This window comes from Paenibacillus sinensis (genome assembly GCF_019904155.1).
GTDB classification, from domain to species: Bacteria; Bacillota; Bacilli; order Paenibacillales; family Paenibacillaceae; genus Paenibacillus_AQ; species Paenibacillus_AQ sinensis.
The window spans coordinates 119,454-142,838 of record NZ_JAHCMB010000188.1 but is presented as its reverse complement, the minus strand read 5'-3'; the positions used below and the strand labels follow the sequence as shown (position 1 = coordinate 142,838).

The window sequence follows — 23,385 nt, the reverse complement described above, 5'->3', positions numbered from 1 at the left end:
ACTAAATTAGGGTCTATAATTAAAGGTTAAATCAGGCCAGCGTGCTGAAGGCCCTTGTAAATACCTCCGTCATCCACACTGCTGGTCACATAATCGGCATAGGGAAGCAGCTCTTCATGCGAATTGCCCATCGCGATGCCAAGTCCGGCCAGCTCCAGCATTTCTTTGTCGTTGAGGCCGTCGCCGAACGCGATCGCTTCCTCACGGCTCAGGCCAAGGCTGTCCAGCAATGCCTGAATGCCCATTGCCTTGGAGCTTCCGGGCGGCAGCACATCCAGCGCAAGCGGATGCCAGCGGATCAGCCGCAGCTTCGTCAGCAGCTCTTCGTACAGCGCCTCTTCATGGCTCTCGCAGTGTAGGAACATCTGGTAGATTTCATTGTTTTTCCAGAATTCGGGGTCCCAGCCCGGCTGATCAACCTTCAAGGTGTTGACGGATTCCGTGACAAAAGGATGGTTCTCCGTGTCGGCGAAATATGATTCCCCGCCTTCAAACACGAGCGTATGCTTGTGCTTGCCTGCCAGCTCGACCAGCGCCGCAATCGTCTCCTTGTCGAGCGGCTGCTTGTGCACTACCTTGCCTTTGTAGACGACGAAGGCCCCGTTCAGACATACATAGGAGTCGATGCCCAGCGCTTCCGCCAGCGGCTTGATAAAATAGGGCGCCCGTCCGGTCGCAATCACCGGCTCAACGCCGTTCTTCTTTAGATGGGCGACGGCCTCCAGCGTATCCCCCGGAATCTCCTTCTCCTCGTTGACAAGCGTGCCGTCGATGTCAAAAAATACAATCTTATAATCCATTTCCTGTATGCTCCTATCCTTCCGCCGTGCCAAAGACCGGCATTTTCTGTAATCTGCTAGGGTTATACCCGTTTCTGGTTCTATCCGTAACTTACCATGATTGATCGGCGGCGGGCAAGAAACATAGAACCCCGGGGCTTGTTCCTGTTATAATGATCACAATAACTCACTAACTTACTTATTCACCGAAGGATAAACGTCTGACGGCGTCCTTTAGGCGCCGTGCATTTACCGAGAAATAGAAGACCTATTGTAAGCAACAACTTATAAGTCTTATATTTGAACAATAAACCAAAGGAGTCTTTTCCATGAACCCTTCCATTCAAAAAACGGCAGCATCCGGCAGCGCCTTTGAGTTCGGCGTCTATACGCTGGGCGATATTGTCCCCGATCCTCTGACAGGCCGCTCGGCGAGCCACCGGGAACGTCTGCGGGATATTGTGGAGGCCGCCAAGCTCGCCGACGAGGCCGGACTTGATGTATTCGGCGTCGGGGAGCATCACCGCCTCGATTTTGCCGTCTCCTCCGTTCCCGTCGTCCTGTCCGCCATCTCTCAGGTCACCAAGCGGATCAAACTGGCCAGCACGACCATGGTGCTCGGTACCATCGATCCTGTCCGCCTGTTCGAGGACTTCGCTACGCTCGACCTTTTGTCGGACGGACGCGCGGAGATTATGGTCGGACGCGGCGCGTTCACCGAGTCATTCCCGCTGTTCGGATACGACCTGAGTGACTATCAGCAGCTGTTCTCCGAAAATATCGGCCTGCTCCAGAAGCTCGGAGAGGAAGATACCGTATCATGGGAGGGCCACTTCCGTTCGCCGCTCAAGAACGCGGAAATTTCGCCCCGCCCGCTCCAGCCGAGTCTTCCGCTCTGGATCGGCGTCGGCGGGACGCCGGCCAGCGCGGAGAGAGCCGGAACGCTTGGCACCGGCATGGCCATAGCCATCCTGTCCGGCAATCCGGAGCGCTTCGCCCATCTGACTGAGCTGTACCGGCAGGCCGGACAGCAGGCGGGCTACAGCCCGGATTCCCTGAAGGTGGGCATAACGAGCCATGGCTATATCGCCAAGACATCCAAGCAGGCGCTGGACGATTTCTATCCGTACTACCTGAACTATCTGAACGGCATCATGGCCCATCCCGGCCAGGAGTTCCGGTTCACCCGTGAAGATTTCGAAGCGTATACCCGGCCCGGCGAAGCGCTGGCTGTCGGAAGCCCGGAGCAGGTGATCGAGAAAATCCTGCATCAGCATGAGCTGTTCGGCCATACCCGCTTCATGGCCCAGATGGACGTAGGCGGCATGCCCTTCTCCAAGGTCGCATCGGCTATCGAGCTGCTGGCGATAGAGGTCGCACCCGTCGTCCGCCGGGAGATTGCGAAGAGAACCGGCTCCATCTGATGCTCCGGGACCGCAGAGTCCGGCTGATTCCCCGGGCCTGTTTTTTCTAAGCCGATGGAAGCATTTTGGGAGGTTTTCGGTTCGCTTTTGGAGATGCCGGGGTAAAGGGTTACAGAATTTTTGCGACAGCGGAGGCCTGCAGATGAACAGAGAGATAACTAGCCGTACATCGCCCGATCAACGAACTTCGAAGCGCCCGCGCACATATTCCCGTTCCCGCCGGAAGGCTTGGCTCAAACCCGCCGCTTGGCTGACTGCCGTCCTTGCTGCGGCACTATGCCTTGTGCCGGCATCGTCCTACACGGTCCGTGCAGACAGCTACACGGCCAAAGTATACGCCTCCTCGCTCAATGTCCGGAGCGAGCCTGCCGCCGGTTCCGCCATCACCGGCTCGCTTCAGAGCGGCGCGGTCGTTACCGTGACGGACGAGCAGCATGGCTGGCTGAAGATCCGGAAGGGCTCCCTGACCGGCTGGGTTGCGGGCTACTATCTGAAGCGTTCCTCCGGCTCCCCATCTGCCGTCCAGAGCAGCCCATCCCCCGCAGCATCCTCATCCTCTGCGGGGGGAAGCTCCTCCCGGTCCCGGGCAACCGTCACAGCGGACTCGCTCCGCATCCGCAGCGGTCCCGGAACGGGCTACGAAGTCGTCGGCTCGCTGCGGACGGGCAACAGCGTAACCGTGCTGTCCAGCCGGTCCGGATGGACGAATATCCGGACGGCGGAAGGCGTGACCGGCTGGGTGTCGTCCTCTTACATCTCGTCTACAGCCGCGTCCAATTCGTCGAGTTCCTCATCCTCAGCCTCCGGAGGCTCCGCAACCCGGTCCCATTCCGGCGGCATCCAAGGCAAGCTGATTGTCGTCGATGCAGGACATGGCGGAGACGATCCCGGCATGATCGGGACGACCTACGGCACCATGGAGAAGGACCTCAATCTGCAGACAGCGCTGTATCTGCGCGACTATTTGACGGCGGCCGGCGCGAAGGTGAGGATGACGCGGACGCTGGACAGCCAGAAGCCGTCCCTGTCCCGCCGCGCGCAGCTCTCGCAGACGATCGGGGCGGATGCCTTCGTCAGCGTCCATTTTAATTCCTCGCCGAAGAAGGTATCCGGTACGCTAACCTTCTTCTACTCGGAATCCGGCGATCTCCCGCTGGCCCGCGCTATCGAACACCGGCTCGGCGACGGCATCGGCCTCAAGAGCAATGGCCTGTCCTTCGGGAATTATCATATCCTGCGGGAGAACACCATTCCGGCGGCGCTCGTGGAGCTCGGGTTCCTCACCAGCGCCAGGGACGAATCGATCGTACGGACATCATCCTATCAGAAGAAAGCCGCCAGGGCGATCGCTGACGGCCTCGCGGATTACTTCGCGAAATGAGCCGGATACCCGATACCCGGTACAACAGAACACCCCCGACTGCGGAACCTTACTTGGTTCCTGGGCCGGGGGTGTTGTTATGCTATAAAGGTATCGGCCCGTTCCAGTCCATGCCGGAGCGTAGCAGCTTACCTGGAAATGGCGAAGCCGCGCTCATATTGGGCCGGAACCGGAACGCCCTTGCGGAGCGCCTCGGCGGCGGTCAGCGCCCAGTACGGGTTCTTCAGCATGCCCCGGCCCACAGCGATCAGTTCGGCTTCTTCGTTGCCGATGACAGCGTTCGCCAGCTCAGGCGTGTCAAGCCGGCCTACGGCGATTACCGGCACGTTCAGGCCTTCCTTGATCGCTCTGGCCATTGGCACCTGGTACGCCGCATGCGTTCCCGGCCGTCCGGCAGCCGCAATCGGGCCTTCGCCGCCCGCGCTGACATGGAAAATATCGACGCCCGCTTCCTTGAACGCCTTGCTGAACTCCAGGCTGTACTCAATGCCGTAGCCGCCTTCGACGTATTCCCTTGCGGAAATCCGCAGAATGAGCGGCATGCCTTCCGGCATTTCTTCCTTAACCGCCGCGATGACCTCGCGTCCGAACAGCGTGCGGTCCTGGCCGTATTCGTCGCTTCGCTTATTGGTGTAAGGCGAGGTGAACTGATGGATCAGATAACCATGCGCTCCATGAAGCTCGATCGTATCAAAACCGGCCTGCACCGCCCGGCGCGTGGCGAGGCGGAATTTCTCGACCATGCCCTTCACTTCTTCGGTTGTAAGCTCCCTTGGCGTCTTCGATTGTTCGTTGAACGGAATCGGCGAGGAAGAAACCGGCTGCGGAGCATCTTCAGCCTTGCGTCCGGCATGGGCAATCTGAATGCCCACCTTCGCTCCGTAAGTGTGGCAGTCGCTGACGATCCGGGCAAGCGCCGGAATCTGCTCGTCGGACCACAGCCCAAGGTCATAATCGCTAATCCGTCCGTCCGGCTCGACATCGGTCATCTCGATGATGATCAGGCCCGTTCCGCCTATAGCCCGGCTGACATAATGAGTATGATGCCAATCATTGGCTATGCCGTCCTTGGCTGTTACCGAGTACTGGCACATCGGCGGCATAACGATCCGGTTCTTGAGTTCCAAATTCTTCAGGGTATAAGGGGTAAACAAATCGATCACGGGTATCTCTCCTCCATCCAAAATGCATGCTCATGCATATATTAGCTCACCCCTTTATTGAAGTCAAATCTTATTCCGCTTGCGGTCTGTTCAGTCCTCGCGTTCTTCAAACATATAACGGAACGGGTCCTTGTCGCGGGGATTAAATGAAGACAAGGTTCCGGAAGACCGGGGTTTATCCAGCGAAAGCGATGCCGCAGCCGAAACCACAACGATCGCGCACAGCAAAACCAATATCAGCAGTCCTTCAATCAACCACATATTGAACACCCTTCTCTCATTGTTATAAGCATTTCTCTTCATGATTGCGGGAACACTTGAGGAAGGAACGTATAGCCGATTTCGGTCGTATGCTCCACCTTTTTCTATAATATATTGTTTGAATCATGCTTCAAATCAGTGCCCCGGATAATAAACAGTATCGTTCCTTCCGCTTCCCTATTGCAGTTTTCCCTTGATTTCATCTTAGTTTTTTTGCATACTTCATACAATCAACAATATTGGCTCATTCTTCAGTATCCTTTCATATCTTGCTCTGAGCTCCAATACATTGCATTCAAGCCGAGAAAGGTCGATAACCCATTGCGAATCATTAGAGAGCCGAAGCTGCTGTACGCCGGACAAGTCAGCAGCAGTGCGGGTTGGCATTTTCCAGGCCACAAACATGACGATCTGCACGAGATTTTGTACATCCGGGAAGGGTCAGGGTATTTTACGATCGGAGACCGGACTTACGCCGTCCGAAAAGGGGACATTGTCGTCTACAACAGAGGGGTTTTGCACGAAGAACGTTCCTTGCCGGACTTTCCTTTTGGCACTTATTGCTGCGGATTCTCCAATATAGAAATCGAGGGACTTCCCCTGGATCGGATTCTCCCGGACGATGCCTCTCCTGTCATTAACGGCGGCAAGTATGCCACCGAGATGGAGGCGCTGATGTCCGTACTGTTTGAAGAATCCTCCATGGAGGAAGAAGGCTATCAGACGATATGCCGGGGCCTGCTGGTTTCGATCCTCACACTTATTCAGCGCATCGCCGAAAACGGCCGTCTGCAGGAAGAACGAGCCGGCGATGCGCTGGCACTCTCGATCAAGGAATATTTGGACCGGAACTTTGCGAATTCCATCAGCCTGCAGATGATTGCCGAGCATTTTCATGTCGACCGCTACTATCTCTCCCATGTGTTCAAGAAGCAGTACAACGACTCTCCCATCAACTATCTGATCAACCGGCGGATGGGCGAAGCCAAGCGGCTTCTCGCTTCAACGGAGATGAAGGTGTGGGAGATCGCCAAGCTTGTCGGGTACGAGAACGCCAACTATTTCTCCATGCTGTTCGCCAAATTTATGGGGGAGACACCGAGCTATTTCAAGCGCAATCATCGAAAAAACCTCCACTACCCGCAGCGTCCCGATTAAGGAACGCTGCAAATAGCGGAGGAATATGACGCTATAAGATTACAGGCTTGCGTCCCTTGTCCGGCTTCTGCCCTCATCCAGACTCAGGCTGAATGCTGTCACACAGCAGCTGACAAGAGCGAACCCGACAGCAGCCCATGGAAGGAATCGCAAACCGAAATGCCCCATCACGAGCGCACCTGACGCGGAACCGACCGCAATTCCGATGTTCGCGCCTATCGGCATCAGGGAAGAGGCGAAATCCTTCGCCGCCGGAACGAAGCGTTCCGCCAGATGGATGAAATAGATGGGAACCGCAGCGTTTATCGAGAAGGAGATGCAGGCAATGGCGATTAAGCCCAGAATGCCGAGCCAGGGGACCGACACTGTTATCCCAAAGATTGCGAATATGGCGGCCTGAATGAGGAACAGGACCTTCAGCTTCGCCATATAATTCCCTGAAGCGACGACTCCGCTGATGATGTTGCTGATGATCGTTGCCGCTCCATACACGATGAGTACATATCCGGTCCGGTCGGCAGGAATGCGCATGACCTCGGTCATCAGCGGCACGATATAGGTGTAATTTACGAAGATCGCCGCCACGCCCAGAACCGGAATCAGAATAGCCAGCAGCACCCGGGGGTGGGTCAATAAGCGGAATTGGTCGCTCATCCTGCTCTGAACGTTGGGCAGATCGCGCGGTACGACCCGGTATAGCAGAACCAGGCAGAATGCCCCAAGTATACCGACCAGTATAAAGGCCGCCGGCCACTCAAAATGCATGCCGACGAAGGTGCCGATCGGAACGCCCAACACGTTGGCGAGGGAGAAGCCGCCCATGATGTACGAGATCGCCCTTCCCCTCTTCTCTATCGGGACGACATCCGTGCTGATCGAGATGGACAAGGATACGCACAGCCCGCAGCACACCGCCGTCAAAATCCGGAACACGAGCAGCAGCGCATATGTTGAGGCAAAGGCGCTGCAAATATTCAGGAGCACAACCAGCACTGTTCCCGTCATCAGAGAGGCAGGCTTGGAGAAGCGTCCGGCCAGCGCCATTGCAAACGGTGTTCCGCAGGCATAAGCCACGGCAAAGCCCGATACAAAGGCTCCTGCTTCCGCAATCGATACGCCGAGACCTTCAGCCACCTGATCCAGCAGCCCTACGATTACATATTCTGTCGTGCCCAATATAAATGCCAAAAAGGTAAAGGCCAATGTCAGGGCTTGTTCTTTGCTGATTTTCACGTCTTCATTCCTCCAGCGGCTTGAACATTCTGTATGCTATACAAGCCTACCGGAAGCCGGCTCAAATAGCCATTCATCATCTTGTTCAATCTGCCGGAATCATTCAATATATTGTCCTAGGCTCCGGCCGAAGAAGGTTCTTCCGGAGCGTTCCCTGCGGCTTCCTCCTTGATCCTGAGCGGAAGGGTAATCCGCATCAACGTCCCCTCCCCAAGCGAGCTCTCGATGCGGACGCCGTACTCCGCTCCGTACTGAAGCTTGACACGCTGGTTGACGTTGCGGATGCCATAGCCGATTCCCTTGTCGGTCGGATCGAGAATCTGACTCACGATCTCCTGCTTCATGCCAAGCCCGTTGTCCTCCACTTCCAGGCAGACGGCCCCTTCCCTGACATAGGCTCTGATCCAAATCGTAATTTCATCGTCATACCACGCATGCTCCAGCGAATTTTCGACGAACGGCTGCAGAACGAATTTGGTCGTCTCGCAGCCGAGAACGTCAGGTGAAATGTCGTAGTGCGCGTGAATGCGGTCCCCGTTCTTGATCCGCTGAATATCGAGATACGCTTTGACGATTTGAAGCTCCTGCTCCACCGAGACAAGCCGTTCGCCGTGATGAAGGCTGAGCCGGTAGAACCGGGCCAGCTCTCGCAACACCTCATGCAGCTTGTCAATCTCTCCCAGCTTGGCCATACGGCTGATGGACGAGAAGGTATTGTAGAGAAAATGCGGATTCATCTGGGAGTGCAGCACCTGAAGCTCGGATTCTTTTTTCTCCAGATTGGAGACATAGACCTCATTGATCAGCCTTTGGATCGTGCTGGCCATTTCGTTGAAGGCGCTTCCGATTTGGGCGAACTCATCACCTCCCTGGGAAGGCATCCGCTTCTGGAAATTGCCCTCCTTGAAGGAACGCAGCGACGCGATCGTATTGGAGAACCGCCGGGAAAAATACTGCGACATTACCAGGCTGATCAGCATAAGCACAAGCAGACTGGCTGCGCAGACAGCGATGGTGACATCCCGGACACGATCCGATTTCTCCTGAAGGGAAGAATACGGAACCCAGGCGACTACACTGACCGGCAAATTCGGAATCGTCTCTTTGATCTGCATATAGGAATCGGGAGGGATCATTTCGCCTTGCCCTCCCCCCTTCGAGAGCGCGGACAGAACGCTGTTGTCGGGTGTGCTGGAGTACAGCAGGCGGTTGTGGTCGTCCACAACGAAGAGCAGACTCTCCTCCCCAAGCTTGCCCGTGCCGGCATCGGAGAAAATATCGTTCATGCTCACCGTCATTTTGACCAGTCCCATCAGCCCCAGCGTATCGAAATTGATCAGCGGCCGGAAGTACGAAATGCTGCCCGTGGCCTCATCGTCTTCAACCTGCCGCCACAAATGGGATCCGTAGTGCATGTTAAGCTCCTTGTACCAGCCTTTGTCTTTGATCCGGTCGGCTTTGAACAGGGAGTACTGCCGTCCTCCCCGGTTATTGTTGGTGTCGGTGTAATAATATTCGCTGATATCCGGGTTATCGACATACAGGGTCAGCTTGACCTCCTGGGATGGGAGATTGGCCGCATTCTCCAGCCGGGGAAGCACATACTGGGACATGATGCTGTATTTCTCCCAGCCGGAATGATATCCGGTGAGGTAGCGGGACAGCGTCTGATCCGCATAGATTTCGTCGGGCCCGCGGGTGATATCCCTGATCCGGTATTCGATGTTGCTCGCGATCTGCCGGATGGCAACTTCCAGATTGCCCCGGGTCTGCTCTTCGACCGTACGGACGGAGGAGAAATAGGCGTAGCCGCCGATCAGGGCAACGGGGGTAAGCACAAGCAGCAGATAGGAAATCAGCAGCTTATGGCGGATGGGCATACGGGACAGCGGGAAGGCGCTTCTCATAGGTCAGCTCTGCTTTCTGTAGTCGGCGGCGGTCATGTTGAAATATTCGCGGAACTGCCTGCTGAAATACGCGATATTCTTGTATCCGACCAAATCGGCGACCTCGTAAATTTTATACTGATGCTGATCCAGCAGCCGGATGGCCCTCTCCATGCGGATTCGGACCAGAAATTCATTGAAGCTCTCACCGGTATGCTCCTTGAACAACAGCCCCAGGTGATTTGGCGAGTAGGCAAAATGGTTCGCCACTTCGCGCAGCGTGATGTTCTCCGCCATCCGTTCGCGGATGTAATGCTCGATATCCTCCATGAGCCGGCGGTTTTTGTGCTGCTTCTTCATGAACAGGATTTCGGAAATATGAAACAGCGTGTTTCGCAGCCAGCGCTTGATGTCATCCACCGTCTCCAGTTGGTGAATGACGTCCATCTGTTCGATTCCCCTCCCAAGGAGACTCTCGAAGCTCTCGTTGAGCGTTCCGAGATAAGCCTCCAGCCGGGAAGCGATATGCACCGAGAATTGATATACCTTGACCGGATGCTCGAATCCTGCCGCAACCGCGAACAGTTCGTCGATGTAATCGCAAATGTTCACCAGTCGATAGCCCGCCATGGCCCCGAACATCCCCTCCAGTACGGCGCTTAAATCCCTGACATTCTTGCCGATCCCCGTCTTGGAAGAGCCCGGGGGAATGACCCGGTTCTTGCCGACAAACATTTTGCCGTTCATAAAGGTCCGGGCCTGAGAGAAGGAGACCGGCAGGTCTTCGGCAGCCGTTACCCCGGCTCCGTAGCTTACCGTTATCGTGAACGTCCCGCTCCGGCGGGCTTCCGCGACCATTTCCTCCAGTCTGCTCTCTATGCCTTCTTCCCCTCCCGTGTAAATGAGCGCGGCTTGCGACCGGTTCAGCCTGCACCAGACTCCAAGCCCCCGCCCGGCGGCATAAGACTCCAGCCATTGAAACAGCCGGTCCAGCTGGGTCTGCCCCGCCTCCGGAGCGCTACCCAAACGCAGCATGACATCATCCGCTTCGATCAGCACGGCGCATGCGCTTTCAAAAGTAAGGTCCAGCGGATAACGCTTCAGAAAAGCCGACAGCTTCCCCCGGTCGATCGTCCCTTCCAGCAGATGGCGGATGACATCGTTCTTGATGAAATCGAACGTCTCGATGTCCTCCCTGTCATCCGCCTCCTTCCGGCGCTCAAGCTCAAGCTCCCCGACGACCGCGCGCAGGACGGAGACAATCTCCTCGTCGTCCACCGGCTTCAGAATGTAGGCGTTCGCCTTCAGATCCAGCGCCTGCTTGGCATATTGGAAATCCTGGTAGCCGCTGATAAACACCGTCTTGAGGCCCGGATGGGTCTCCATCGCTTTGCGCGACAGCTCGATGCCGGAGAGGACCGGCATTTTGATATCGGTAATCAGCAGGTCGAAATCGTTGTTCTCGATGAATTGAAGCGCGGCCAGAGGCTTGTTCTCCCCGCATACCACTTCGATGCCGAGCTCACTCCAGGGAATGAGCCGCCGAAGCCCCTCCAGATCGTACATTTCATCGTCCACCAGCACGGCTTTGTACATGTCCTTCCCTCCCGCCTCGAAACGGCGAAAAAGAGGGCGCATATCGCGCTCTCTTTCCCGGCCGGTTCGGTATCAGCCTTTCATTTTGGACAGGTTGGCCTGCCACTGCTTCGTCTTCCATTGCAGCAGCTTGTCATAGCCCATCTTGGCAGCCTGCTTGTCGGCTTCTTCAATCAGCTTGCCCACTTCTTCATCGCTCTTGGCGAAGAAGATCTTCGGAATCAGCTGGGTGTAATAGTCCTTCAGCTGCTGGAGGATGATGCCTTCCTCCGAATTCGGGGCCGGGTCCATATTGGAGAATTCCGTCATATTCTTCGATGTCTTGAAGGTGATGTTCGCTTGGGACAGCGTCGTCCAGTCCTGCGCTTCCTGCGGCAGCAGCTTCTCGCGTTCCGCCTTGATGGAGTCGATGTACGAGGTATTGCCGTACCAGTTATATTCGCCGATCTTCATCTCGTCAAATTTCTTCGGATCGCGCTTGATATAGGCGTCGTTCGGAATCGGGACTTCATTCTCTACTTTATCATAGAACAGTCCCTTCGGCCCGAAGAAAAGAACCTGCTGGCCTTCATGGCTTGTCGCCCAGTTCATGTAAGAGAAGATGGCTTCCGGGTCCTTGGCGCTAGTCGTAATGACATTGACGTTCCAGCCGAGACGGTTAAAGCCGGAAGGATACACCTTGTTCTTGTCGACGCCTTCCTTGTGAACCGGCCAGATCGTGTCGTATCCGTCTTCCGGGTCCTTGGCTTTAAGCAGGTTGTTGGCTTCCCGCCCGATGCCTTCCACCACGGCGTCATATGCGCCGAATACGGCAATCTTGCCGGTCTTCAGCTTCTCCAGAATCTGGTCCCGGGTCTGGGTGAACATATCCTGCGAGGTCAGCCCCTCGCGGAACAGGCGGCTTGAATAGAGCGCCGCATCCTTGAACGCCGGGTCCTTGTACACGGAGATCAGCTCGGAGCCGGTCGGCACGCCGAAGACCTGGCCGGAGCCTGGAGAAATGAAGCCGGGGGTGCGGTCATCGGCCGCGCCGCTGTACAGCATGCCCATCATCTGGACTTCTCCGTCGCGAATTTCGCCGAAGTCGAGCGGAACCATGTCCGGATATTTCTCTTTGACCTGCTTCAAATAGCTTTCAAGATCACCCCAGGTTTCAAGCTTGGGAGAGCCGAGAGCCTTGTATACTTTCTTCTCGACGAGGAAGCCGGCATTGCCATTGCCATTGCTGCCGCTGATGTACCAGTTTGGAATCTGGTACAGCTTGCCGTCGTCGCTGCGCAGCATGTTGATTGTATCCTCGCCCACCATTTTTACAAATTCCGGATACTTCTCCAGGTAAGGATCGAGCGGAACCAGCTTGCCCGCTTTTTGCAGCCGTTCCACGTCCTTGCCCCGGTCGGTGACGATCACATCCGGGAGCTGGCTCGAGACGATCATGGCGTTCAGCTTCTGCGCCGCAGCGCCGTTGGACTGGATTGGATTCACGGTCACGCCCAGGCTCTCCGTGATCCATTTGCCCTGGGGAGTCGCCGACCAGTTCGGCGCTGTATACCAATCGTAATTGACGAAATTCGTGAAGGTGACCGGCTTCACCTGGGCGGCCGTCCCTTCGGCCGATGCGGACGCGGCTGGAGATACGCTGGCCTGCCCGCTAGGTGAAGCGCTTTCTTTTGTTGCGTTACTGGAGGCGCCTTCATTATTTCCGTTCCCCCCGCCGCAGCCGGACAGGAGGCTCGTTCCAATCAGACCTGCCAGAAGCAGTTGACCCCATTTCTTGTTATGCATGTGCTAAACCCCTTTCTATCCTTACACATTTATTATAGACGGCCGGGATGCCCGGCCGCATATAATCTTCTCCGAGCTACTCTTTCAGTGAACCGACAAGCACGCCTTTGACGAAGAACTTCTGCAGGAACGGATAGATCGCCAGAATCGGAAGCGTCGCGATCATCATGGTCGCCATTTGCAGCGCTTTGACGGTAACGGTATTCTGGACCATGCTCTGCGCGTAGCTGTTGAGGTTGGTCATGAGGCTTGCCGTCGCTCCGGCATTGATGATCTGCACCAGCAGCGTCTGCAGCGGGATCAGCTTCTGGTTGTTGATGAACACGGCCGGGGTGAACCAGTCGTTCCACAGGCCTACCGCGGTGAACAGTCCAAGCGTCGCCATGACCGGCCCCGAAATCGGGAGCACGATCCGGAAGAAGACGCCGAAATTGGAGCAGCCGTCGATGCGGGCCGATTCCTCCAGCCCGTCCGGAAGCTCCATGAAGAAGGTCCGGAAGATGATCATGTTATAGACGCTGACCATGCCGTGAATAATCAGAAACGCGAAGGTGTTATACAGATGCATCTGGTAAATCAGGATGAAATACGGGATAAGGCCGCCGCTGAAATACATGGTGAACACGCAGAACAGCATATAGCCTTTCTTGAAGACGATCCCCTTCTTGGACAGCCCGTAGGCAAACAATGAGGTGAAGAACAGCGACAGTACTGTTCCGATCACCGTACGCAGAATGGTGATCATGTAGGCGTGAAAGATATCGTCCTCTTTGAACACGATCCGGTAGTTCTCGAAGGTGGGAACGCGCGGCCAGAAGGTAATGCCGCCAAGCGCCGTATCGGAGCCTGTGTTAAGCGAAATAACGAACGAATTCCAGAACGGATAGAACGCGGCAAAGGCCAGCAGGGCAAGCAGGGCGTAGATGACGCCGTGCATGATTTTTTCCGAAGAGCTTGAACGCAAGGTTAGGCCCCCTTTCTAAAGAATGGCAGAAGCGGTTAAAGGTTGACCGCCCGGGCTTACCACAGGCTGGTCTTGCCAAACCGGCGCGCGATCGCGTTGGCGATATACAGCAGGACAACGCTGAGCACGGATTTCAGAAGACCGGCGGCCGTAGCGTAGGAGTAACGTTGATTCAGAATCCCTGTCTGGTAAACGTAAGTGTCGATGGTCTGCGCGTAAGGCATCAGAATACCGTTGGTGAGATTCTTGGTCAGCAGCAGGATGTCTTCGAATCCGGCGTTCAGAATGTTCCCGACACCGAGAATCAGGAAGATCATGACGACCGGCGCGATGCTCGGCAGCGTAATCTTGAAGATCTGCTTGAACTTGCTGGCCCCGTCGATGGAAGCCGCCTCGTAGAGCGCGGGATCGATGCCCGCGATGGCTGCCAGGTAGACGATGGAGCTGAAGCCGATTTCCTTCCAGACGCCGACCGATACGAGAATGCCCCAGAAATAATGAGGGCTGGACATCCAGTTCACCGGCTCGTCGATCAGGGACAGCTTCATCAGCAGATCGTTGACCGCGCCGTTGTGCACCGCCAGCATCGAGAAGACGAGTCCGGATACGACGACCCAGGACAGAAAGTGCGGGATATAGGTGACGGTCTGCACGACCCGCTTGAAGGCCATGTTCCGTACTTCATTCAGCATCAGCGCCAGCAGAATAGGAGCCGGGAAGCCGATCAGCAGCTTCAAGAGACTGATGCAGAACGTGTTGCGCACAATATTCCAGAATTCCGGAGACTCAAAAAACATGCGAAAGTGCATGGTTCCCACCCACGGACTGGCCATAAAACCCGTGAACAGGTTGTACTCCTTGAAGGCCATCAGCACACCCCACATCGGAATGTAGCTGAAGATCAGCAGAAACAGCAGGGATGGCAGAATCATCAGCTGGTAGTCCCATTGACGGGCGAAGCGTCTCCAAATCCCCTCTTCCCCGGACTTTGTCCGCCCCGCAGGCAGGGGAAGCTGCATCGCGGGCGTCTTACGTTGTTCCATAGCATCACCATTTCGTTTATTTGATGCTTTAATTGTACGATCTGATGGATGGCCCTTCTACGACACGGACTAACGATTTCTTTACTATATCAACGGCAAATGACGGACACCTTGAATAATGAATATCCGGGCGCAAATTCGCCTATTCTCTTTATCCGAATGTCCTCAAGGATACATGCCTTACGGCATCCTTTGGCACCATGCTGTTACCGGGAAATCGAAGCCTGCGATAAGAGTCCGGCAATATATACTTTGATTTAGAAAAAGGGCTTCCGCATCCGCGAAAGCCCCCCAGTGTTCTTCCGTCAGCCTGCGGCTGCCGTCAATCCGTACACTTCAAGCTCCCATAGCGAATAGCCGTACTTGGCGCCGTTTACCGTGCCGCGTTCCGTGCCGTTTAATTTGATGTAGCGCGCGCTCGCCGGCGCAAAGCTGAGGTCATCGATGCCGCCGTCGCCGGCCGTCTCCGTATAGACGGTCGTCCAGTCCGTACCGTTAACCGAGGTCTGGATCGTGTAGGCCTTGCCGTAGGCGGACTCCCAGTTCAGCACGACTCGGCTGACGGTTTGAACCGCGCCCAGATCGACCTGAAGCCACTGCGGGTCGCTGAAGGCCGACTCCCATCTTGTTCCCTTGTCTCCGTCCACCGCCAGGGAAGCCGGTTGATAAGGACTCTCCGAGGCCGTTGTCGTCTTGTTCAGCGCCAGATTGACGGCGGCAGAGGCGGCAACGGTTTGCTGCACCGCGGCATCCGTATAGCCTGCCGCCGAGACGGTGACGCTGTACGTTCCTGCGGCGGGGAATACGCCCGCATTCAGCGTGAGCTTGCCGGCTGTCAGCGCATACTGCGACGCGGACAAGGCAGTGCCATCCACTGTGACGCCCGATACCCCGCTTCTCCAAGCCGCATTGTCGCTAAAGGTGATTTCTATCGGCTGGCCGGCATAGTTCTGCGTCGTATCGGCTGTCAGTGCGGGAGGCGCAGCATTGGATGAGCCGCTGCCGTATACCTCCAGTTCCCAGAGCGAATAGCCGTACTGCGTTCCCCGCTCGGTGCCGTTCACCTTGATATATCTGGCGCTGACCGGGCTGAGAGCAAGATCGTCAATGCCGCCGTCGCCGGTGGTCGTCGAATAGACCGTGCTCCAGTCAGTGCCGTTCGCCGATGCCTGAACCGTGTAGGACTTGGCGTAAGCGCCCTCCCAGTTCAGCACGACGCGGCTCACGGTCTGAACCGAGCCGAGATCTACCTGAATCCACTGCGGATCGCTGAAGGCCGACTCCCATCTCGTTCCCTTGTCGCCGTCCACCGCACCTGCGGCGGGCTGGAGCGGATTGGCCGAGGAGGTGACGCTCTTCCCCAGTGCAAGGTTGGCGCCGGAAGCCCCGCCTCCGGGATTGCTTCCCGGATCGCTTCCCGAGCCGCCGCCAATCGGCGCTCCGTTGACCGTCGGATCGGCTTTGACCAGCGATTTGGCCGGAACCGTCACGCTGCCGGCCGCTCCCTGCGCATTGCGGAAGCTGACTGTAACCGGGGCATCGCCCGGATTCCAGACGAGCGCGCGATAGACGTTCCCTTTACGGTACACCGTTGCGCTTGCTCCTCCCGTCGCCCAAATATCCTTCGTGCGCTGCCCGAGATCGGCCATGCTGTGAACGAACCAGTACGTATTGAATACTTCATTCTGCTGCATGATGGAGGCATTCCACTTATTCAGCACAGCCTGCGGATCGCTGAGCGACTGAATCGGCCACACGATATGATACCAGTCCTCTTCGGGCCCGCCGTTGTCCGCGACAAAGCCGTTGTATAATCCTGCCGCTTTGTCCTTGTCGAAGCCGTAGCTGGTCAAATACTCCGAGGTCGGCAGCCAGTGAATGCCGTACACGTAGACGGGATTGCCGTTAAAGAACGTGCCGAAGAAGTTCGAAGCGCCGTACACCTGGCCCAGCGACTTGTGATTGAACTCCGGGAGCCAGTTGTCGCCGTCGTAGTTGAACCAATACTGCTCCACCGCCGACAGCTCGGTGGTGAAGCCCATGATGGCCGTGTCGCGGTAGGCGGTGTTGCCCGTCAGCTGGCTCCACATATATTCGCCTACCCAGCCGAACAGCGATTCGCCCGCCGCCTCCTGGTTGTTGCCGTCATCATTGTCGGCATATCCGCCCGCCCATGAGTGGCCTTCATAGGGATCGAAGTTCCGCAGGAACGGGTACAGCGGGTCGTTCTTGGACGGGTTCGCGTAATCCCGGATCAGCTGCTCCACCATGCCGCTGTACTCGTCGCGGAAGCCGGAATCGTAGGTTGCCAGAACCGCTGAAGCGAATACGTAGTAACCGTAGGTGAAGTGATGATCCGTAATGCCCGAGTTGGCGCCGAACTCGCTGTTCTTATAAATCAGCGTGCCCCAGTCCGTGTTGTAATCGAAGTAATAATCCGTTTCTCCCGGCGTGTACGTATACCAGTCCGACAGGATCGTCTTCATTCTCGACAGGAACAGGTTCTTGTACGCCGTATCGCCGATCTGATCGGCGATCAGCACGCCCATCGCCAGCGGATGCAGCTTCTTGCCCTGCCAGTAGGCGTCGGCCTTCATGAGATCCTGGGAGGTATCCGCATCAAGCTGCGCCAGATAGGAACGCAGCGTCTCCCGCGAATAGCTCTCGTCTCCCGGCTCGGTGAACTGGGGCACGATGCCGTAGAACTTGTTCACGGTGGAGAAGGAGTTGCCCTCCGTCAGCTTCAGCGTTCCCCGGATCGACGGGTAGGTCTTGCCATTCAGGGAAGCCGCCGAGGCTTTCCACTGATGCGGCAAGAGGGCCATCAGCGTCGTGTTCGGGAACCCGGAGCGCTTCTGCGTAACCGATACATTGAAATGGGTCGTGGCATCGGAGGTGATCTCGTTGAACGAGTAGGTCACCGTCGTGCCCGTAACGAACGCGTAGCCGTGCTGATAGAAATAGTTCAGATCGGATGCCGCGGGCATCGCCGCAAGCGACAGATAGCTCTGGCCGCTTCCGAGCTGAATTTTGAGCTTGGCGCCCACCTTCTTGAAGGTCGTGCCCGCGGGCGCGAATACGCCGTACGTTCGCTTGACCGTCGATGGGGTCGGAGCGCCGTTCGTATTCGTCACTTCTATGCCGATATGATCGCCGGTAAGCGCAGTGCCGTCAGCCGCCAGAATCGTGTTGCCCGAATCGTCGAAGAAGCGGGCCGTCACCGGCAGGTAAATTTCCGGGCTGGCCGGGTCGCTGAACTGCGAATACAAATACGGCGAGCCTTTGACGAACGTCGTCTTCATTTTGTCCGTCGCCCCGTCGCTGAGCACGGCGTCCGCCGACCAGTCTCCGTAGGCGGTGATCCGGTTGGACATCGACGAGGTGTTGATATTGCTTGCCATCAGATACAGGTCCGGGCTGCCCGAAGCCGCCTGCGTCAGGCCGTTCACATAGCCCGCGCCCGGGTTCAGCACACTTAAGCCCTGCTTCGTGTACTTGGATTTCAGCGGAAGTGTAACGATGCCGTTGCCGAGCTTGTTGATCATGATCGACTGCCACCAGTCATTCGACGGCAGCGGCGCGGTCAGGGAGTCGGACTTGTACAGCGGATATTTCGGCTGGGGAATCGACATATCGTTCTTCGTGTAGCTGCCCCCTCCGACGGCAACCGTGGATTGCTGCGGAAGCTCCGGGATCGTGTAGACCGGCTGCGCCTCTCCCGTCACATAGTCGTACACCTGGAATTCAAAGATTGAATAACCGAAGGAGGTCGCCCGGCTGATTCCCTTCATTCTCACATAGCGGCCCTGTGCATAGACCGGTAGATTCAGGGTTCCGCCGTCCCCATGCATTTCCCGGTAGATTGTGGTCCAGGACGAGGCGTCGTTCGAGACCTGAATATCATAGGTCCGGCCAGCCGCCGCCTCCCAGCTGATGATGACCCGGCCCAGCGTATGGACGCTGCCCAAATCCACATAAATCCATTCATTGTCAGAGGCGTTGGAGGACCAGCGCGTGGCGCCGTCTCCGTCCACGGCAAGCTTCGGAAGCGTCGAGCCCGGCGGCAAATAGTCGGATGTCTCATAGGAAGAGGCGGTCACCGGCTTGTTCAGCGCAACATTCGCTCCGAGCTGCACCGGCGGCGGATTGACCCCGCCCGTTCCGTATACCTCAAATTCATACAGCGAGACACCGTAAGCCGCCATCGAGCGGGCAGTGGCGTACATGCGCACATAGCGCCCCGTTCCGCTTACGGTGAGTTCATCGGTTCCGCCGTCTCCGGCGGACGTCGAATAGATGTCGTTCCAGATCATTTCGTCGGCGGAAACCTGGATTTTGTAAGCGGTCGCATACGCGTTCTCCCAGCGCAGCACGACCCGGTCGATGGCCGCCGAAGAGCCGAGATCGACATAAATCCAGTTCGGGTCGCTGCCCCATGAGCTGCTCCAGCGGGACGAGGCATTGCTGTCAAACGCCAGATCGGGCGTATTGGCCCCCTCGGTGCCGGAAGCGTAGGCGGGACGGTCCTGCGATAGCAGATAGGAAGAGGCTGCACTGACGGGCAGCGGCGCTGCCGGAACCAGTGCCAGAAGCAGCACCAGCACGAGAAGCAGCGGCATGAAGCCGGAACGCTTGATCGTCAGCTTCATACGCATACGGTTTGCCCTCCGGGGTGAACACAGATTTGGGTTCATTCCATTTGTTCCTCCTTATTCGGATAAAATGATATTAGATTCACTGCCATGCCATTTCTTCAGGACATCAATCCATTGTCCGCCTCCTCCCATACGACAAAGTTCTTCTCTGCCCCTAAAAAAGAGCGCTTACATTTAGGCAGTTCCAACTTTACCGATTTATGTAAATCCGAACAATCAGACAAATCAACGATTTCATGCAGGAAGCAACGATCTTTTTAAAAGGATTGTCGAATGGCTGCACTCCCGACATGCACATATAAGAAAGCCACCCCTGACCCGAGCAGGAGTGGCATAATTTGTTGCCAAATAGCAGTCACGAAGAGACCAATCATGGCTCAAATCTCAAAAAATTCATAAACCCGGCTCCATCGTCTCGCTTCCCCCGGAGGAATATGCAGCGAGATAAAGATTTCGGGCGATATGACATGTCTTTTCCCCCAAAGCGCGCAGCCAGCCACCGCAAAATCCCCCGACTCCCGGACTCCGGCACCGCTTGGAAGATTGACGAGCTCCCAGTTCCAGGGCGTGGAGGCTGGCCAGCCGGGAAGACGGGCGTAGAACTCCCGTTCCGGCACAGCGTTCCAAAGAACCTCGTTCCCCGCTGCCGAAAGAAGCTCCGCTGTATAGCTTGATTCCACCTCGCTGAAGTCGGACGGGACGGGAAAACGCAGCACATAGCCGGGACCTGCCGGCTGGCGGTTCACGGCGAGGAAATTATGCACATATTCATCCGTATCCAGCGTCCGGCTCCCTGTATTCTCCAGCGCATACTCGATATGAAGCCGGGCATCGCGCAGAATGATGCTCTTGGTCAGCCGAAAGGCGTACCCCCGGCAGTCGGCGGGCAGGACGGTGAATGTGATGCGGTCTAAGCCCGTCTCGGTCACCACTTGATAAGGTACTACCGGATAATCCTCGAAAAAGGAATACGCTCTGACTCCCTGCCTCGTGAGCAGGCCGACACCGATTTTGGGAAAGCCTTCTCCGACACCCGCATCATTGTAGCCATTCGGGCCGCTGATGCCGAACTCGGCACACAGGCCGCTGCCTCCCGTCCCGCGCCCGGGCGCGAAGCTCTCCGGAACGCCGAACTCATGTCTTTGCCTACCCTTCAGCCTTACGCAAGTAATCCAGCCGGTACGGTCAAAGCGGCTTCCCAGCGCTTCTTCCGGCATTTTCACCTCGGCTTCAAGAATGCCGTTATCCAGCACAGCTCCCATGCTCAACAGGCTCCTTTTTAATCAAAATAACCCCGCCCGGCATCAGAGAAGTTCCAGGCTCAGCTCATGCACGCCTTCCTCCGGAAGGCTCTCGATAAGCGCCCGCGACAGTAGGCAGCCCCCCGCCGCCGGTTCAACTCTTGCCGGTTTGCCGTTCAGCAGACAGGCGCCGGCCTGGCGTTCACCATACTCCTTGCGGCCCTCATTGATGTAGACGATTCGCAGGCGCCGGCCGGCGAACCGGGTAACAACCGAAGCCTTCCCTGCTTCGTCGAACTGCTCGCCCGCCAGCTTGGGCTGAAGCAGCAGGTCGCCCATATCGCCCTTGACGCCGTATACTTCCATCAGCTCGGTCAGCAGCAGCCAGCTCGCCGAGCCAGTGAGATAATGATACATGCCGCGGCCCTGCTCGTTGATATACTCGGGGATACCCGGATAAATCCGGCTCTTCGGGAAGTCGGCGCAGAGCGAGTGGATGGAGTCCAGCACAGCCTTGCCTTCCTTCACAAAGCCCCGCTTATACAAAGCGTTCGCGTACATCACAGTCATATGGCTGAACATGGCTCCATTCTCTTTGTGGCCGAAGGCGAAGCCGAATGCCCGACCCAAATTCTGCTGGACGCCGCCGAACCGGGAATTCAGCCGGTAGCCGATCTCCTCATCAAGCAGATGCCGGTCCACCGCCTGTATGACGGACGATATCTGCTCTTCCGTGGCAACCCCGCTCATGATCGGGAAGACCTGGCCGGTGAGCGTCATCCGCACGCCCTCCGGATGGTCCCCTTCCACCCGCTCGCCGTCATTATTGTAATAGCCGTTGAACCATGAGCTGCCGCCCTCTGAAGCCACCCACTCGCTGGCGCGGATATGATTCTCCGTCCAGGAGGCTTTGCGCTCCAGATCCTCGGCGAGCGATACCAGGGAGACGGCCGCCTTGCGTCCGCTGACTCCACCGGTTATACGCTCGAAATACCGGTCCAGCACCCCGTGCTTTGCGGAGACAGAATCATAATCGGCCGGCTCGCCCAAGCTGTCCAGCAGCACCAGCATTTCCTCCGCCAATTCAACGCGAGCAGTTCCGGTGCGGCGCTCCAGCTCCCGCAGCAAGGACGCCAGATCCCGAAGATTGCCCGCATAAAAAGCCGTAAACGCCACGCTCTCCCCCCGGTCCGCAGCCATATCCAGCCCGTCATTCCAGTCGGCGCCCTCCAGTCTCATATGGTTATGCTCGCCGACCAGGTAAAACGGCGTCAAATGCTGAAGCAGCATATGCTCCAGAATCGTGCCGCGGTATATCTCGCCGTTGGTGGTCTTCAGCAGATTCCCGCTTTCCGGAGTCCAGGAAGCGTCACGTTCCCGGCAGCGGTTCACGAAGGCGTCTCTGAAGTAGGTCTGCTCTTGCAGCAGAAAATCGAGGTCGCCGCTCTGATTCAGGTAGAGCAGCACCGTCAGAAACGGCCAGGCGCCGTGATCCATCCAGACGCGCGGGATGTTGTTGCGGTCCGCCACGAATTCGCCGGGAAGCCTGCCGATGATGGTGGCGTTGCTGCCGTCGATTCTCACGCCGGCGAAATTGCCCGACAGCAGCTGCCGGACCTCCTCCGGCTCCATGATCATCAGCGCCAGGCAGTCCTGCCACAAATCGCGCCAGCCCCGTCCTCCCCGGCCGTAATCATGATGAGGCATGAAGGAGTTGCCGAAGAGCCGCCGAAGGATCGGCTGAAGCGTCACCCACCTCATCCATAGATCGAACTCCTTGTTCGCGGAGTGGAACCGGACGGCATCCACCTTCTCCTTCCAGTAGGCCTTGCATGCCCCGAGCAGATGGTCGAACGAAGCCTCGGACATATAGGTCTTCCACAGACTTTCTTCATCCATCCGGTCATCCGTGATGGCCATGGCTACAATGTACGACTTGCTCTCTCCCGGTTGAAGCGCAGCTTCCGCGAACCGGATGCCGCCAACGGCTTCGAGACCTTCGAGGACCTCTCCAGGTCCGCAATGCGGAGTCTCGTTACGCACTACGGCCTCCGGCCAGTCGTAAGAGCCGCCTTCTCCGGTAAATCGTTCTGCTATGGGGAAAAATCCGGAGGGTTTCCCGCCGTCTCCTTCGCCTCCGAGCACGGAATACGCGGTCTTGTTGACCCGGTGTCCCCGCTCGTCGAAGGACAGGGAGGGCTGGACCTCAATGCCTCCTTCGGAGGTATAGATCCGGTGCAGCAGGGACGTCACATGCCGGTGATCCCGCAGATCGTCGGCGGAACGGGCATAGAGCGGAACCGCAGCGGTCGGCGTCAGGGTCCGCTTGCGGTTCCCGGTGTTCGTCAGCGTCACCTTCATCAGCTCCACGCGGTCCGGGCCTGCCGGAACGAAGCTGACCGTTTCCGCCCGCACGCCGATTCGCGCATTCTCGCGAACAACCTTGTGCCAGAGCAGCCCAGCCTCCAGCGTTACCTTGTCTCCACCCTCTGTCTCTTGATCGAACCGGCTCGCCTGCTGTATAGCCGAATTCCCCGTGCAAGACCAGGGGCCGAATTCCTGAACATGCACCCAGAAGTTCCGGGCCGCCCGGGAATTGTGAAGGCTCTCTGCGGATACCGGCTCGGACAGGAAGGTGTTATGGCCGGATTTGATATCTCCATGCAGAGAGGGAGTAATGGAGGACATCATGCCGGCTTCATTGACGAGCGGAAAATACAAGTAGCTCGTCAAATGAGGGTCCTTAAGCTCGAAGTCTCCCTCCGAGCCTTTGAATGTCCAGGTTTGAGCTTGCGTTGACATAAACCGACCTTCTT

The 23,385-nt window shown here is 57.0% G+C and carries 15 protein-coding genes; 3 read left to right on the top strand and 12 right to left on the bottom strand.

What is annotated here, in order from left to right:
* Nucleotides 1-26: 26 nt before the first annotated feature.
* Entirely contained in the window at nt 27-800 is a 774-nt protein-coding gene (locus tag KIH86_RS22400; RefSeq protein WP_223083541.1) for a Cof-type HAD-IIB family hydrolase, read from the bottom strand.
* A 308-nt stretch (nt 801-1,108) separates the two neighbouring features.
* Here KIH86_RS22400 and KIH86_RS22395 point away from each other — a divergent pair, with 308 nt between their 5' ends.
* Complete coding sequence (locus tag KIH86_RS22395) at nt 1,109-2,203, top strand: LLM class flavin-dependent oxidoreductase (protein WP_223083540.1); 1,095 nt, start codon at nt 1,109-1,111, stop codon at nt 2,201-2,203.
* A 142-nt stretch (nt 2,204-2,345) separates the two neighbouring features.
* Nucleotides 2,346-3,584 (top strand): N-acetylmuramoyl-L-alanine amidase, encoded by a 1,239-nt coding sequence (locus KIH86_RS22390; RefSeq protein ID WP_223083539.1) that lies wholly within the window; start codon nt 2,346-2,348, stop codon nt 3,582-3,584.
* A 128-nt stretch (nt 3,585-3,712) separates the two neighbouring features.
* On the opposite strand, the gene KIH86_RS22385 is transcribed toward KIH86_RS22390, so the two are convergent.
* Both KIH86_RS22385 and KIH86_RS22380 read right to left on the bottom strand, forming a co-directional pair.
* Nucleotides 3,713-4,747: an NADH:flavin oxidoreductase/NADH oxidase gene (locus KIH86_RS22385; protein ID WP_223083538.1), complete on the bottom strand. Its 1,035-nt coding sequence runs from the start codon at nt 4,745-4,747 to the stop codon at nt 3,713-3,715.
* 90 nt (nt 4,748-4,837) lie between these two features.
* On the bottom strand, nt 4,838-5,050 hold the full coding sequence (locus KIH86_RS22380) for a hypothetical protein (RefSeq protein WP_223110670.1): 213 nt from the start codon (nt 5,048-5,050) through the stop codon (nt 4,838-4,840).
* A 279-nt stretch (nt 5,051-5,329) separates the two neighbouring features.
* Between KIH86_RS22380 and KIH86_RS22375 the strand changes: the two genes are divergently transcribed.
* A complete protein-coding gene (locus tag KIH86_RS22375; RefSeq protein WP_223083536.1) occupies nt 5,330-6,166 on the top strand; it encodes a helix-turn-helix domain-containing protein in 837 nt (278 codons plus the stop codon).
* Nucleotides 6,167-6,205: 39 nt separating this feature from the next.
* Here KIH86_RS22375 and KIH86_RS22370 read toward each other — a convergent pair whose 3' ends face one another.
* The 9 genes from KIH86_RS22370 to KIH86_RS22330 all read right to left on the bottom strand — a co-directional run bounded on the left by KIH86_RS22370 (nt 6,206) and on the right by KIH86_RS22330 (nt 23,371).
* Nucleotides 6,206-7,399 (bottom strand): MFS transporter, encoded by a 1,194-nt coding sequence (locus KIH86_RS22370; protein WP_223083535.1) that lies wholly within the window; start codon nt 7,397-7,399, stop codon nt 6,206-6,208.
* Between the two features lie 116 nt (nt 7,400-7,515).
* Nucleotides 7,516-9,306 carry a sensor histidine kinase gene (locus tag KIH86_RS22365; RefSeq protein ID WP_223083534.1) on the bottom strand — a complete coding sequence of 597 codons (1,791 nt, stop codon included), beginning with the start codon at nt 9,304-9,306 and terminating at the stop codon, nt 7,516-7,518.
* A gap of 3 nt (nt 9,307-9,309) precedes the next feature.
* A complete protein-coding gene (locus KIH86_RS22360; RefSeq protein WP_223083533.1) occupies nt 9,310-10,881 on the bottom strand; it encodes a response regulator transcription factor in 1,572 nt (523 codons plus the stop codon).
* A 72-nt stretch (nt 10,882-10,953) separates the two neighbouring features.
* Nucleotides 10,954-12,666 carry an extracellular solute-binding protein gene (locus tag KIH86_RS22355; protein WP_223083532.1) on the bottom strand — a complete coding sequence of 571 codons (1,713 nt, stop codon included), beginning with the start codon at nt 12,664-12,666 and terminating at the stop codon, nt 10,954-10,956.
* A 76-nt stretch (nt 12,667-12,742) separates the two neighbouring features.
* Complete coding sequence (locus KIH86_RS22350; protein WP_223083554.1) at nt 12,743-13,603, bottom strand: carbohydrate ABC transporter permease; 861 nt, start codon at nt 13,601-13,603, stop codon at nt 12,743-12,745.
* A gap of 83 nt (nt 13,604-13,686) precedes the next feature.
* On the bottom strand, nt 13,687-14,649 hold the full coding sequence (locus tag KIH86_RS22345) for an ABC transporter permease (RefSeq protein ID WP_223083553.1): 963 nt from the start codon (nt 14,647-14,649) through the stop codon (nt 13,687-13,689).
* Between the two features lie 329 nt (nt 14,650-14,978).
* Entirely contained in the window at nt 14,979-19,328 is a 4,350-nt protein-coding gene (locus tag KIH86_RS22340) for a galactose-binding domain-containing protein (RefSeq protein WP_235775546.1), read from the bottom strand.
* 377 nt (nt 19,329-19,705) lie between these two features.
* Nucleotides 19,706-20,590, bottom strand: coding sequence for a hypothetical protein (locus KIH86_RS22335; protein WP_223083530.1), 885 nt, complete (start codon nt 20,588-20,590; stop codon nt 19,706-19,708).
* Nucleotides 20,591-20,632: 42 nt separating this feature from the next.
* Nucleotides 20,633-23,371: a GH36-type glycosyl hydrolase domain-containing protein gene (locus KIH86_RS22330; protein WP_223083529.1), complete on the bottom strand. Its 2,739-nt coding sequence runs from the start codon at nt 23,369-23,371 to the stop codon at nt 20,633-20,635.
* Nucleotides 23,372-23,385 lie beyond the last annotated feature (14 nt).

Coding starts and splice junctions, on each gene's coding strand:
- KIH86_RS22360 (WP_223083533.1), bottom strand. CDS start 10,881: ATGTACAAAGCCGTGCTGGTGGACGATGAAATGTACGATCTGGAGGGG.
- KIH86_RS22365 (WP_223083534.1), bottom strand. CDS start 9,306: ATGAGAAGCGCCTTCCCGCTGTCCCGTATGCCCATCCGCCATAAGCTG.
- KIH86_RS22330 (WP_223083529.1), bottom strand. CDS start 23,371: ATGTCAACGCAAGCTCAAACCTGGACATTCAAAGGCTCGGAGGGAGAC.
- KIH86_RS22380 (WP_223110670.1), bottom strand. CDS start 5,050: ATGAAGAGAAATGCTTATAACAATGAGAGAAGGGTGTTCAATATGTGG.
- KIH86_RS22345 (WP_223083553.1), bottom strand. CDS start 14,649: ATGCAGCTTCCCCTGCCTGCGGGGCGGACAAAGTCCGGGGAAGAGGGG.
- KIH86_RS22395 (WP_223083540.1), top strand. CDS start 1,109: ATGAACCCTTCCATTCAAAAAACGGCAGCATCCGGCAGCGCCTTTGAG.
- KIH86_RS22355 (WP_223083532.1), bottom strand. CDS start 12,666: ATGCATAACAAGAAATGGGGTCAACTGCTTCTGGCAGGTCTGATTGGA.
- KIH86_RS22335 (WP_223083530.1), bottom strand. CDS start 20,590: ATGGGAGCTGTGCTGGATAACGGCATTCTTGAAGCCGAGGTGAAAATG.
- KIH86_RS22390 (WP_223083539.1), top strand. CDS start 2,346: ATGAACAGAGAGATAACTAGCCGTACATCGCCCGATCAACGAACTTCG.
- KIH86_RS22400 (WP_223083541.1), bottom strand. CDS start 800: ATGGATTATAAGATTGTATTTTTTGACATCGACGGCACGCTTGTCAAC.
- KIH86_RS22350 (WP_223083554.1), bottom strand. CDS start 13,603: ATGCACGGCGTCATCTACGCCCTGCTTGCCCTGCTGGCCTTTGCCGCG.
- KIH86_RS22340 (WP_235775546.1), bottom strand. CDS start 19,328: ATGCGTATGAAGCTGACGATCAAGCGTTCCGGCTTCATGCCGCTGCTT.